The 12,759-nt window shown below is 72.1% G+C and carries 11 protein-coding genes; 5 read left to right on the forward strand and 6 right to left on the reverse strand.

All coding sequences use genetic code 11. The features are described from left to right. Window positions 1-4: 4 nt before the first annotated feature. A complete protein-coding gene (locus ACX6XY_RS09040) occupies window positions 5-1,300 on the reverse strand; it encodes an extracellular solute-binding protein (protein ID WP_460328086.1) in 1,296 nt (431 codons plus the stop codon). A 186-nt stretch (window positions 1,301-1,486) separates the two neighbouring features. Between ACX6XY_RS09040 and ACX6XY_RS09045 the strand changes: the two genes are divergently transcribed. Then, window positions 1,487-1,705 carry a dodecin gene (locus ACX6XY_RS09045; protein WP_460328087.1) on the forward strand — a complete coding sequence of 73 codons (219 nt, stop codon included), beginning with the start codon at window positions 1,487-1,489 and terminating at the stop codon, window positions 1,703-1,705. A gap of 65 nt (window positions 1,706-1,770) precedes the next feature. On the opposite strand, the gene ACX6XY_RS09050 is transcribed toward ACX6XY_RS09045, so the two are convergent. Continuing rightward, window positions 1,771-2,259: a phosphatase domain-containing protein gene (locus ACX6XY_RS09050; protein WP_460328088.1), complete on the reverse strand. Its 489-nt coding sequence runs from the start codon at window positions 2,257-2,259 to the stop codon at window positions 1,771-1,773. Between the two features lie 82 nt (window positions 2,260-2,341). On the opposite strand from ACX6XY_RS09050, the gene ACX6XY_RS09055 reads away from it, so the two are divergent. Together ACX6XY_RS09055 and ACX6XY_RS09060 are read left to right on the forward strand one after the other, a co-directional pair. Beyond that, on the forward strand, window positions 2,342-3,346 hold the full coding sequence (locus tag ACX6XY_RS09055; protein ID WP_460328090.1) for an LLM class flavin-dependent oxidoreductase: 1,005 nt from the start codon (window positions 2,342-2,344) through the stop codon (window positions 3,344-3,346). Window positions 3,347-3,387: 41 nt separating this feature from the next. After that, window positions 3,388-5,853, forward strand: coding sequence for an excinuclease ABC subunit UvrA (locus ACX6XY_RS09060; RefSeq protein WP_460328091.1), 2,466 nt, complete (start codon window positions 3,388-3,390; stop codon window positions 5,851-5,853). A 36-nt stretch (window positions 5,854-5,889) separates the two neighbouring features. Here the strand turns inward: ACX6XY_RS09060 and ACX6XY_RS09065 are convergent, their stop codons facing one another. The 3 genes from ACX6XY_RS09065 to ACX6XY_RS09075 form a co-directional block, all read right to left on the reverse strand. Further along, window positions 5,890-8,028, reverse strand: coding sequence for a putative bifunctional diguanylate cyclase/phosphodiesterase (locus ACX6XY_RS09065; protein ID WP_460328092.1), 2,139 nt, complete (start codon window positions 8,026-8,028; stop codon window positions 5,890-5,892). Next, window positions 8,025-8,837 carry an SAM-dependent methyltransferase gene (locus tag ACX6XY_RS09070; protein ID WP_460328093.1) on the reverse strand — a complete coding sequence of 271 codons (813 nt, stop codon included), beginning with the start codon at window positions 8,835-8,837 and terminating at the stop codon, window positions 8,025-8,027. The genes ACX6XY_RS09065 and ACX6XY_RS09070 overlap by 4 nt, the downstream gene beginning before the upstream one ends. A 289-nt stretch (window positions 8,838-9,126) precedes the next feature. Beyond that, window positions 9,127-10,227 carry an SCO0930 family lipoprotein gene (locus ACX6XY_RS09075; RefSeq protein ID WP_460328094.1) on the reverse strand — a complete coding sequence of 367 codons (1,101 nt, stop codon included), beginning with the start codon at window positions 10,225-10,227 and terminating at the stop codon, window positions 9,127-9,129. Between the two features lie 285 nt (window positions 10,228-10,512). Between ACX6XY_RS09075 and ACX6XY_RS09080 the strand changes: the two genes are divergently transcribed. Continuing rightward, a complete protein-coding gene (locus ACX6XY_RS09080; RefSeq protein WP_460328095.1) occupies window positions 10,513-11,034 on the forward strand; it encodes a hypothetical protein in 522 nt (173 codons plus the stop codon). Window positions 11,035-11,123: 89 nt separating this feature from the next. Here the strand turns inward: ACX6XY_RS09080 and ACX6XY_RS09085 are convergent, their stop codons facing one another. Further along, complete coding sequence (locus tag ACX6XY_RS09085) at window positions 11,124-11,606, reverse strand: hypothetical protein (RefSeq protein WP_460328096.1); 483 nt, start codon at window positions 11,604-11,606, stop codon at window positions 11,124-11,126. 355 nt (window positions 11,607-11,961) lie between these two features. Here ACX6XY_RS09085 and ACX6XY_RS09090 point away from each other — a divergent pair, with 355 nt between their 5' ends. Further along, the gene (locus tag ACX6XY_RS09090; RefSeq protein WP_460328098.1) at window positions 11,962-12,624 is read left to right on the forward strand and encodes a class F sortase; all 663 of its coding nucleotides are present in this window, start codon (window positions 11,962-11,964) and stop codon (window positions 12,622-12,624) included. Window positions 12,625-12,759 lie beyond the last annotated feature (135 nt).

A 12,759-nucleotide genomic window follows, 5' to 3' on the forward strand; every position in this document is an offset into this window, starting at 1 on the left:
GCCGTCAGGACTGGTTGTCGGCCAGGAGTTCGGTGATCCGGTGTGAAGCCTCGGCGGCCTCGCGCTCCGGGTCGCCGCCGATCAGCACGTCCGTCATATAGCGCTTGATGGGGTTGTCCGCCTCGACGGCCGCCCACCGCCGCGAGGGAGGCGTCGCGCGCCCGCGCGCGGCGCCCGCCGCCATGGCCGCGACCGCCTCCTCGCCCGCGACGGCGCTGGCCAGCGTGGTCTTGTTCGGTACGTAGTTCATCTCCTGGGCCAGTTCGATCTGCCACTCCTTTCCGGCCAGGGCCTCGACCACCGCGACGGCCCCGCGCTGCTGGTCGGTGTGCTTGGGCACGACGAGATCGGAGCCGCCGGTGAAGACCGCGCCCGGCCGGTCCGCACGCTTGCCGGGGACGGGGAAGAAGCCGAGTCGGCCCTTGAGCGCGGGGTTCTGTTCCTCGATCAGGGTGGCCGCCGACGGGACCGAGATGATCTGCGCGACCCCGCCCTTCGCGAAGACCCCGGCCTGCGGCGGGTCCTCCTCGTCCGCGGCCTTGGGCCCCTGGCCGAGCGCCTGCAGTTTCCGGTAGAAGTCCATGCCGCGCAGCGCGGCGGGGCTGTCCAGGGCGCCCCGCCAGCCGCCCGCGCTCTGCTCGGCGAGTTCACCGCCCTCCTCCCAGATGAACCCGGCGAGCGTGTACCAGTCCTGTCCGGCGAGGTAGATCCCCTGGTTCGGCCCCGTGTTGAGCCGCTCGGTGTCACGCAGCCACTGGGCGCGGGTGGCGGGCGGCTCGGTGATCCCGGCCTGTGCGAAGAGTTCCTTGTCGTAGATGACGACACGGTTGGCGGCGTACCAGGGGATCCCGTACTGGGCCCCGCGGTGGCTGCCGGGCTCGGCGAGGCCGGGCAGCCAGTCGTCCATGCCGAAGTCCCGCATGGACTCCAGGGTGAGGTCGAGCAGACCGTCATCGCCCACATACCGGGCGACCTGGGTGTTTCCGACCTCGATGACGTCGGGCGCGGCCGCGTCGGGGTCCGCCAGGGCGGCGGAGACCTTGGCGCCGATGCCGGTCCACTCCTGGATCTGGACGTCCAGCGAGAGGCCGGGGTGCTCCCGCTCGAACGCCTCGGTGAACCGCTCCAGGAATCCGTCCGACGCGCTGCCCTTCATCAGCCACACGGTGACGGTGTCCCGCTTCTCGTCCGCGCCGGGCAGCAGCCCGCAGCCCCCGAGCGTGACCGTGGTGACGAGAGCCAGGCAGGTGGCGAGAAATCGCTGTGAGAACACGTGGGTCACCCTTGGGTCCGCGGACATGGAGCATCGCCCGACGTGGAAAGCGGCGTGTGCGCTTGATCGGGTGTGGCTGGATTTTGGTATGTACCAATGAACTGGTCAAGGGGTCTGGCCCGCTCTTTCCCGGCCGGCGGACGCCATCGCCTCGCGCACCACGCCCCTCTGGGGCACCGTGGAGAGACCAGCGAGTGAAGGAGTACGGCTCCCATGTCCCACCACACTTACCGGGTCACCGAGATCGTCGGCACCTCACACGAAGGCGTCGATCAGGCCATCCGCAACGGCATCGACCGCGCGTCGCAGACGCTGCGCGGCCTGGACTGGTTCGAGGTCACACAGGTCCGCGGCCACATCGTGGAAGGCGCCATCGAGCACTACCAGGTGGGCCTGAAGCTGGGCTTCCGCCTGGAGGGCGCGGAGGAGTAGCCGAACCAGCGCGGCGCGACTGCCCGACTGCCCAGCGGCTCGACGGCTTCGGCGGCTTCGGCGGTCTAGGTGCGGCCGTCTCGCTCCTGGGCCTCGGTCAGGGCCGCCGACTCGGTCGCCCAGCGGGCCCGTACGACGGCGAACCCGGCCCGTTCGGCCTCGTCGCACACCAGCTCGTCGTCGTCCACGAGCATCCGCACCTCGCGGCCGCGGGCCAGGCGGCGCAGGATCGCGAGCTTGGTGTGCCGGGCCGGTCTGCGGTCGTCGTTGCGGCGCATCCACACCCGGCCCGCTGGCAGACCGTGCCGTTCCAGCCAGGCCAGGGTGTCCGCGCGGCACCGCTCGGGGCGGCCGGTGAGGTACTGGACCTCGCACTCGGCGGCGCTGCTCAGCGCCAGCTCGACGCCCTCCCGCAGCGGCGGATCCTGGGGCGCGGCCGCGAAGAACGCCGACCAGTCGCGCGGCCTGCTCCGCAGGAAGTGCTGCCGGTGTGCGGTGTCCGCGAGGGTGTTGTCCAGATCGAACACGGCCAGCGGCCGCTGCGCGTGATCCATGGCCACCACCCTACGACCGGGTCTTAGGGCGTGGGGCCGGGAATCCCCGGCGCCGCCAGGCGTTGAACCTGAGGTGACCCCAGTGATCCCGAAGGCCCGTTTCTCCGTCCTGGACCGCTCCCGCACCCGCCAGGGCGGCGACGCCCCGCAGGCGCTGCGCGACACGGTGCGCTTCGCCCAGCAGGCCGAGGCGCTCGGCTATCACCGCTTCTGGGTGTCGGAGCACCACAGCGTGCCGGGCGTCGCCGGGTCTGCCCCGACCGTGCTCGCGGCCGCCGTGGCCGCCGCCACGTCCACGATCCGGGTCGGCACCGGCGGCGTGATGCTGCCCAACCATCAGCCGCTGGTGGTGGCCGAGCAGTTCGGGGTGCTCGAGTCGCTGTTCCCCGGCCGGATCGACATGGGACTCGGCCGCTCGGTCGGCTTCACCGGGCTGATCCGCAAGGCGCTGGGCCGGGACAAGGAGGACGCCGAGGACTTCGGCGCGCAGCTGCGGCTGCTGCTCGGCTTCCTCTCCGGCGAGCAGCGTACGTACGCCGGGGTGCACGCCCACCCGGCCGAGGGCCTGCGGATACCGCCGTACATCCTGGCCACCGGCGCGGGCGCGGACCTCGCGGCGGAGCACGGGCTGCCGCTGGTCATCGGCGACCTGCGCGGCCGCACCCGGATGCTGGCCGCGATCGCGCGGTACCGTGAGGGCTTCAGGCCCTCCCGCTGGGCGGACGCGCCGTATGTGGTCATCTCGGGCAACGTCGCGGTCGCCGACACCGCCGAGCGGGCCCGTCGGCTGCTGGTTCCCGAGGCCTGGTCGCTGGCGTACTCGCGCACCCACGGCGTCTTCCCGCCGCTCGCCCCGGCCGAGGAGACCGAGGCGCGGGAGATGACCGCCAAGGAGCGCGAACTGTACGAGTCGGGGCTGCGCGGACAGCTGTACGGCACCGAGGACCAGGTGGCCGCCAAGCTCGACGACCTGATCGCGGCGAGCGGCGCGGACGAGGTACTGGTCACCACGTCGGCATACGACCGGGACGCCCTCCTGGACTCCTACCGCGGCCTGGCCCGGCTGGCGGGCCTGACCTCTGCCTAGAATCGTGGAGTTTGTCCCCGGTCGCACCACGGAGAGTCCCGATGCACAGCCCTCACGACCCGTATGTGCGCGTCCGCGGTGCGCGTGAGCACAATCTGCGCGGGGTCGACGTCGACATTCCGCGTGATGTGCTGGCGGTCTTCACGGGGGTCTCGGGGTCCGGGAAGTCATCGCTGGCGTTCGGCACGATCTACGCGGAGGCGCAGCGGCGGTACTTCGAGTCCGTCGCGCCGTACGCCCGCCGTCTGATCCACCAGGTGGGGGCGCCCAAGGTCGGCGAGATCACCGGGCTGCCGCCCGCGGTCTCGCTGGAGCAGCGGCGTTCGGCGCCGACCTCACGGTCCTCGGTGGGCACCGTGACCACGCTGTCCAACTCGCTGCGGATGCTGTTCTCGCGGGCGGGCGACTACCCCGAGGGCGCCGAACGGCTCGACTCGGACGCCTTCTCGCCGAACACCGCCGCCGGGGCGTGCCCGGAGTGCCACGGGCTCGGCCGGGTGCACCGTACGAGCGAGGAGCTGCTGGTCCCCGACCCCTCGCTGTCGATCAGGGACGGGGCCGTCGCCGCCTGGCCGGGCGCGTGGCAGGGCAAGAACCTGCGCGATGTACTGGACGCGCTCGGCTACGACGTCGACCGGCCCTGGCGTGAGCTGGACCAGCGTGACCGCGACTGGATTCTGTTCACCGACGAGCAGCCGGTGGTCACGGTGCACCCGGTGCGCGACGCGGGCCGTATCCAACGCCCGTACCAGGGCACCTATATGAGCGCCCGGCGGTACGTGCTGAAGACGTTCGCGGACTCCAGGAGCCAGACCCTGCGCGCCAGGGCCGAGCGGTTTCTGCGCGACGCCCCCTGCCCGGAGTGCGGCGGCGGCAGGCTGCGCCGCGACGCCCTGGCCGTCACCTTCGCGGGCCGGACGATCGCCGAACTCGCCGCGCTGCCACTCGCGTCGCTCGCCGGGCTGCTGGGGCCCGTACGGGGCCCCGCCCGTCCGGGACAGGACCCGGCAGCGGCGGGCGGGACCGAGACGGCGCGTGTGCTGGCCGCCGATCTGCTGGCCCGGATCGAGGTCGTCACGGAGCTGGGTCTCGGCTATCTGTCCCTGGACCGGCCGGTGCCGACGCTGTCCGCCGGAGAGCTCCAGCGGCTGCGGCTCGCGACCCAGCTGCGCTCGGGTCTCTTCGGGGTCGTGTACGTGCTGGACGAGCCGTCCGCGGGGCTGCACCCCGCGGACACCGAGGCGCTGCTGACGGTCCTGAACCGGCTGAAGGCCGCGGGCAACTCGGTGTTCGTCGTGGAGCATCACCTGGAGGTGGTACGGCAGGCGGACTGGCTGGTGGACGTGGGCCCGCGCGCGGGCGAGCACGGCGGGCGGGTGCTGCACAGCGGCCCGGTGGCCGACCTGGCGGGGGTGACCGAGTCCGCGACGCGCCGCTTCCTCTTCGACGTCGAGCCCGCGCCGCCGCGCCCGGTACGCGCCCCGGAGAGCTGGCTCAAACTGACCCGTGTCACGTGTCACAACCTGCGCGGCCTGGACGCGTCCTTCCCGCTCGGGGTGCTCACCGCCGTGACGGGCGTCTCGGGGTCGGGGAAGTCGACGCTGGTCGGGCGGGTGCTGCCGGAGCTGCTGGCGGAGCACGACGACGAGCGGGTCCCCGGCGCGCCGCCCGCGGGGCCCGGCGGCATCGGCGGCATCGGCGGGGCGGACGCCGTACGGCGCGTGGTGCGGGTCGACCAGCGGCCCATCGGGCGTACGCCGCGGTCCAACCTGGCCACGTACACGGGCCTGTTCGACGTGGTGCGCGGGCTGTTCGCGCGGACCGACGAGGCCAGGGCACGCGGCTACCGGGCCGGGCGGTTCTCCTTCAACGTGACGGGCGGCCGCTGCGAGACCTGCCAGGGCGAGGGCTTCGTCTCCGTGGAGCTGCTGTTCCTGCCCAGCACGTACGCGCCGTGCCCGGACTGCGCGGGCGCGCGCTATCTGCCCGAGACTCTGGAGGTCACCTACCGGGGGCGTGACATCGCCCAGGTACTCGGCCTGACCGTGGAGGCCGCGGCGGAGTTCTTCGCGGACACCCCGGCCGCGGCCCGCAGCCTGCGGGCGCTGCTCGACGTGGGCCTCGGCTATCTGCGGCTCGGGCAGCCCGCCACCGAGCTGTCGGGCGGCGAGGCGCAGCGCATCAAGCTGGCCGGCGAGCTGCAACGGGTGCGCCGCGACCACACCCTGTACCTCCTGGACGAGCCGACGACGGGGCTGCACCCAGCCGATGTCGAGGTGCTGATGCGGCAGTTGCACGGCCTGGTGGACGCGGGCCACTCGGTGGTGGTCGTCGAGCACGACATGGACGTCGTGGCGGCGGCCGACTGGGTGATCGACCTCGGCCCCGGAGGCGGCGACGAGGGCGGCCGCGTCGTCGCCTGCGGTCCGCCGCCCGACGTGGCCCGGACGGCGGGCAGCCGCACCGCCCCGTATCTGGCGCGCGCCCTGCGCACAGCGGACTCGTAGGACGGCCGGGCCCCGCCGCTCGGCGGGCGGGCCGGGTCAGCTCACCGCGTCCACCAGGGCCAGGGTGTGCAGCCGGTCCGGCGGGCCCGGCCTGGCGTAGTACCAGCCCTGGGCCGTGTCGCAGCCGAGGCGGCGCAGCTGGTCCGCCTGCGCTCCGGTCTCCACGCCCTCCACCGTCACCGACAGGTCCAGGCTGTGCGCCAGGGACACGATCCCCTCGACGATCTTCAGGTCGACCTGGTCCGCGGGACAGTGCTGCATGCCCTGGGTGAACGAGCGGTCGAGCTTGAGCTGGCTGACCGGGAGCCGACGCAGGTTGGCCAGGTTCGAGTAGCCGGTCCCGAAGTCGTCGAGGGCGATGTTGACGCCCATCTCGGACAGCAGGCGCAGGGGCTTGAGCAGATCGTCGTCCGCGCCGATCAGGGCCGACTCGGTCACTTCGAGGCAGAGCGCGCCGGGCTCCAGGCCGACCCGCTCCAGGATCTCCACCGTGTCGGCCACCAGGCCGGGGTGGTGGAGCTGACAGGGCGACAGGTTGACGTTGATCCGCACCGGGCCGTCGGGCAGGTGCCGCTGGTGCCAGTCGTGGGCCTGGCGTACCGACTCGTCGAGCACCCAGCGCCCGAGCGGCACGATGAGCCCGGTGTCCTCGGCCAGCGGGATGAACCGGTCGGGACCCAGCACGCCGTGCTGGGGGTGCAGCCAGCGCACCAGGGCCTCGGCGCCGCGGACGTTCCCGTCGGCGAGGTGCACCAGCGGCTGGTACTCGATGAAGAACTCGCCCCGCTCCAGCGCGGCGGGCAGCGCCGTGGTGAGCGCGTGCCGGGTGATGGTGCGGGCGTCGACCTTGGGGTCGGCGACCTCGAAGCGGTTGCCGCCGGCCGACTTGGCGCGGTACATCGTGATGTCGGCGCTGCGCAGCACCTCGGCGGGGGTGCGTTCGCCCGCGGGTCCCTCGACGATGCCGATGGAGCCGCGGACGGTCAGTTCCCGGCCCTCGATGCGGACCGGGGTCGCCAGCACGCTGAGGATGCGCCCGGCGAGTTCGCCGGCCTCGCGCGCGGTGTCGGGTCCGGTGGTGAGGGCGACGAACTCGTCGCCGCCGAGCCGGGCCACCATCTCGCCCGGCGCGGTGGCGCAGGTCTGCAGCCGGTCGGCGACCTCCACCAGGAGCCGGTCGCCGGCCGCGTGGCCAAGGCTGTCGTTGATGGTCTTGAAGCCGTCCAGGTCCAGGTAGCACAGGCCGAAGCGCTGGCCGTCGGCCCCGGCGAGCGCCTTCTCCAGGCGCTCGAAGAACAGGGTGCGGTTGGGCAGTCCGGTGAGCGCGTCGTGCGTCGCCTCGTAACGCAGCCGCAGATTGAGCAGGCGGCGCTCGGTGGTGTCCTCCATCAGCGCCAGTTGGTACCGCGGCCTGCCGTCGGCGTCCCGCAGCAGCGAAACGGTCAGATTGGTCCACAGTACGGTGCCGTCCTGGCGGTAGTACGGCTTCTCCACCCGGTAGGAGTCGCGCTCGCCCCGCACCAGCTCCTCGTACAGGCGCCACACCTGCGGGGCGTCGTCCGGGTGCGTCCACTCGCTGACCTTGCGGCCGCGGAAGTACTTGTCCACACCGCCGCCGAACATCCGCAGCATGGCGTCATTGACCTGCAGAACCGTTCCGTCCAGATCGGCGATGCCGATGCCGATGGCGGCGCCTTCGAAGACCGCGCGGAAGCGTGCCTCGCTGGCGTGCAGCGCCTCGGCGACGGCGTGCCGGGCGTCCTGCGCGGCGCGGGAGATCGCCTCCTGCTCGGCCAGCGTACGCTCGCGCAGCGCCTGGGCGAAACCGGCGGCGACCGCGTGCTGCAGCCGGGAGCAGCGGGCCCGCAGCTCGTGCGGGGCGCCGTCGCCGCCGCAGTACAGCACCAGATAGGCGTCGACGACCTCAAGGGTGCGGCTCAGGGCCTCGGGGTCGGTGCAGTGCGTGTCGACCAGCGCGGCGCCCACCGCGTGCCCGGTGGCCGCGTCGAAGGCGCGGGCCGTCAGGGCGTCACGCAGCACACGGGCGTGCGGCAGGAGCTGCTCCTCGCACTCCTGCCGGGTCAGCGACGTCGCCGTGACGGGGAAGATCGCCCGGCTCCAGATCGTGGCGAACCGGCGCAGTCTCCCCTCCGCCCCGTCCTGCTCCTCGTTCACGCGGTGCGCCCCACACCGGCATAGCCGGAGAAGGCGAAGGGGTCCTCCTGATCGAGCGGTGCCTCCGGCCGCCAGCGCGCGATCGACACCAGTCCCGGTTCCACCATCTGGTACCCCTCGAAGAATCTCGCGATCGCGTCGCGCGAGCGCATGATCAGCGGATTGCGGATGTCCTTGTATACACCGACCGCCCCGGAGGCCTGTTCCTCGGGGAGCGGGATTCCGTCGAACGAGGCGTGGGTGAGGATCAGCAGGCTGCCGGGCGCCAGCGCGTCGCGCAGTGCGGTGACCGCCGCGTACGGGTCGTCCGCCTCCTCGACGAAGTGGAGCACGGCGACCAGCAGCAGCGCCACCGGCCGGTCCAGATCGAGCAGTTCGGTCACCGGCACGCTGCTCAGGATCTCCTGGGGCTTTCTGAGGTCACCGACGACGACCGAGGCGTCGGGGTTGCCGTCGAGGACCGCGCGGCTGTGGGCCACCGCGACCGGGTCGTGGTCGGCGTAGACGACGCGGGCGCCGGGGTGCGCGCCCTGGGCGACCTCGTGGACGTTTCCGAAGGTGGGGATGCCGGAGCCGATGTCCAGGAACTGGGTGACGCCCTCGCCTACCGCGTAGCGCACGGCCCGCCGCATGAAGGCGCGGTTCGCCTGCATGATCTTGGGGAGCCCCGGCATGAATTCCATGGCCTTGCGGGCCGCCTCGCGGTCCGCCTCGAAGTTGTGCGAACCGCCCAGGTAGTAGTCGTATACGCGGGCCACACTGGGTATCGATATGTCGATGCCCTGGGGGGCCCAGGCGGGTCGCTCCATGGTGTCTCCAACGAATAGGCGTGCCGGTGTTCGAGCCGAGGCTACTGATCGCTCGCCAACGGGTCGAGTAGAACCGGAAATTGGTCGTCCGTTCTCGGTCACGGCCTGCGCGAATGCATCTGCAGCTGCACGTGCACGCCTTCGACTCTCCGGGAATACCCAGAGGTAAGCCCCTCTTCCCCGTGGGCGGAAGAGGGGCTTACCTGGGATCACGCCTTTCTGAGCGAGATCACTCCTTTCTGTGCGGAGATCAGTTCCAGGGGTCGGTTCCAGGGGTCGGTTCCAGGGGTCAGTTCTCCGGGGCGCCGACCAGCTTTCCCTCGGGTGAGACGGCGTACCAGGCGCCGCCCGCCCCCTGGCCGTTGGTGTCGCCGGGCTTCTCGTCCCCGGCGAAGGTGTAGAGCGGCCAGCAGTCGACGGTCTGCTGCTTGACGCCGTCCGGACGGTCGAAGACGACGTAGCCGCGGCCGGCGCCGCTGCCTTCGAGGTCGATGCCCGCGGTGTCGTCGGCGTCGACGGGCGCGACGACCGGCCACTTGTCCAGGCACGCGCCGGTGCAGGCGGTCTTCATCGGCCAGGCGGAGTCCTCGGTGAAGCGGTAGACCGTCATACCGTTCCCGTCGACGACGATCTCGCCGAGCTTCGGGTCCTTACGGGTCGACAGGCCGGGCAGGTCGGCCGCGCCGCTTCCGGCCTCATCGCCTCCCGTGCCACTTCCGGATTCCTCGCTTCCGGATTCGCCGCTTCCAGTACCGCCGCTTCCGGATTCACCGCTTCCGGCTTTGTCGCCTCCAGTACCGTCGCTTCCGGTTTCGGGTGCGGCCTTCTCACCGTCGGGCGCCGCGGCGTACCAGCTGCCGCCCACCCCCTGGCCCTTGACGTCCCCCGCCTTCGCGTCCTTGGCGTAGCGGTACATGGGCCACCCGGCGATGGTCAGCTGCTCGGCCCCGTCGGCGCGTTTGACGGAGCCGAGCAGGGCGGCGTCCACGCCGGGCGGCGCCTTGGCGTCGTCCGCGGTCACGACCGGCCAGGCCTCGGCGCAGTCGCCCTCGCAGGCCGACCTGGGCGGCTTGGCCGTGTCCTCGTCGAAGCGGTAGAGGGTGAAGCCCGCGCTGTCCGTGACCACCTCGCCGAGCCGCTCGCTGTCCCACACCGCGAGCTGGCCCGCGGGCCCGGCGGCGGCCCGGCCGTCCGACTCGCCGCCCGCCTCGCCGCCCGCCCCGTCGCCGTATCCGCCGCCCGAGCCGTACCCGCCGCCCCGCGCGGGGGCGGCGTCGCCCACGGACCGCCCCCTGGGGGAGTCCGGTTCCTGGTCCTGACCGCACGCCGCCGTCAACGTCAACACGGCCGCGGCCGCCACCGCCATCGAGGCGCTGCGCCAGGTCTTCATCGTCCGTCAACTCCTGCCGTTGTCCGGGATGTCGCGGAGCTCGGATGCGCCGCGCACGGCCCTGGATACGGGAGCCGGGTGCGGATGCGTTCAACACCGGCGGCCGTCGTTTCGTCGGCGGCGCACCGCCGGGGTCCACCGACCGGAGGACGCCGATGCCCCATTCGCCCTACTGCGATCGCGGCCAACCGGGGTGTTCTCTAGCGTTTCGGTCATCGAGGTGCATTGACGGCATTTACGTGGAAGAGGTCCGCGGCTGCTCCTCGGGGACCTGGAGGACTCACCATGCGCACGATACGGACGGCGTCCGTCGCACTGCTCTCGGCCGGCGCCCTGGCGCTCGGCTCCCCCACCGCGAGTGCGGCCATAACCGGCGACACCAGCAACATCACGTCGTTCGGCTTCAGCGTCACGCCGTCGACCGTCGCGCCCGGTGGTCATGTCAGGCTCCAGGCGGACGGTTGCGACAAGCCGGTGATCGTCACGTCCGGGGTCTTCGACACCGTCAAGATCCCCAAGGGCGACACGGTCTCGGCCAAGGTCGACTGGGACGCCAAGCCCGGCGCGACGTACGAGGTCACCTTCAACTGCAAGGGCGAGACGGGAACCACCGACCTCACCATCAGGGCCGGAGGCAACCAGCAGAACACCGGCGGCAATATCCACCGGGGCGTGAAGGCGGGCATCGGCGGCAGTTTCGGCAACCTGGACATCGGCGAGATCGCCCTGGGCGCCGCGCTGATCGTCGGTGCGCTGGGCTCCGCCGTGTACTGGGCCCGGCGCCGCCCCGGCGAGGACGAGGCCTGAGCCACCGCTCGCTCACCAGCACTTCGCCCCTGGGATTCGCGGAAATCCCAGGGGCGAAGTGCTGGTGACGCGCTATACGGTCAGGCCGGTCAGGCCCTGGACTCGCCGCGGCGGCGCAGCCAGAACACGCCGCCGCCGATCGCGGCGGCCGCCACCAGGCCGCCGCCGATCGCCATGTCCGTCGGGGTCGCGCCGGTGCTGCTGCTGCCGCCGACACCGCCGCGTACGCCGCCGTGGATGACGGTGAAGGCGGAGTTCTTGGTGACCGAGCTGTTGCCGCAGTGGACCGTCACGTTCTTCGCGCCGATGGAGGCGTTGGTGTTGACCGTGGCGTGGGCCTTGAACACATTGCCCTGGTGATGCCGCAGCCTCGCGGTGGGGAACGCGTCCGAGAACACCCGCCCGCCCGAGCAGGCGTGCTCGTCGACCGTGATGGTCACCTTTCCGCCGCGCGGGACGGCATGGGGCGACACGCTGACCGCACTGGCGTCCCAGGCGCTCGCAGACGGCGCTGCGAGCCCGAGGAACGTACCGGCGACGGCCGCGACCGCCAGGGCACGAGTAGTACGCATGTGGACCTCCGCGGCAGGCGCCCCGGGGAACCGTCCCCGGTCGATTGGCGAGAGCGCCTCCCAGACAGACCCTCAGCCGCCTTGCCGGGGCCCGCACTTCGAGGTTCCGCCGTACCGGTGAGCCGACACGCCGGGCGGTATCCCTACAAAATGACGTACGCGCAGGTCACAGACCGTCAGAAATCTCCTGTCGCACGCAACTCGGATGGCGCACCGGCCGCCGCGTCGGCCGCCGCGCGGCGCGGTGGCCCGCCACCCGTTCGCCCGCGCGCTGTCGCAGGTCGCGCGTCGCGCGCTTAGCGTGCTGCCATGTGCAACGGACGCGGCGGCCCCGCCGAGTCGAGAGGGGAGAGCGATGCCTTCGTCCCACCCGGTCGAAGAGGAGGAGCCGCGGCGGAAGCGCGCGCCCTGGGGCGTGATAGCGCTGGTTCTGCTGACCGGCCTCGCTCTGATACGGAACGGGTCCGGCGAGTTCGCCGTAGGGCCGCCGCAGCCCGTCAGCGCTGCCGCCGCCGACAGCCGGGTGCCCGCAGCGCCGAAGAGCCTGGGACCCGAGCCGCTGCCCTTCTCGCTGGCGGACCGGATCAGGATTCCGGCGATCCAGGTGGACGCGCCGATCCAGCCCGTGGGCCTGGACCCCGACGGCTGGGTGGACGCCCCGCCCGCCCAGGAGCCGAACCTCGCGGGCTGGTTCACCGGGGCCGTGTCGCCGGGTGAGAAGGGAACCGCCGTCATCGACGGCCATGTGGACAACGACCAGGGCCCGGCCGTGTTCTACGGGCTCGGCTCGCTGAAGAAGGGCAACCGCGTCGAGGTCCTGCGCAAGGACGGACGTACGGCCGTCTTCGAGATCTACGGCGTCGAGGTGTTCGACAAGCAGAACTTCCCCGGCACCAAGGTCTACGGAAGCACCGGCGCCGCGGAGCTGCGGGTGATCACCTGCGGCGGCGGCTTCACCAAGAGCGAGGGGTACGCGGGAAACGTCGTGGTGTTCGCCCGCCTGGCCAGCACGCGCTGACCCGGCGGGCCAGGCCCTGTCGTCAAACTCCCGTCGTCCGCCCGGAGGGCGGCCTCGCGCCCGCTGCGAAGCAGCTGACGTCACCGAGGTGCGTGCTCTCGGCGTGCCGGGTGCGGGCCCTCGTACTGGACGTAC

The organism is Streptomyces sp. O3, assembly GCF_054788135.1.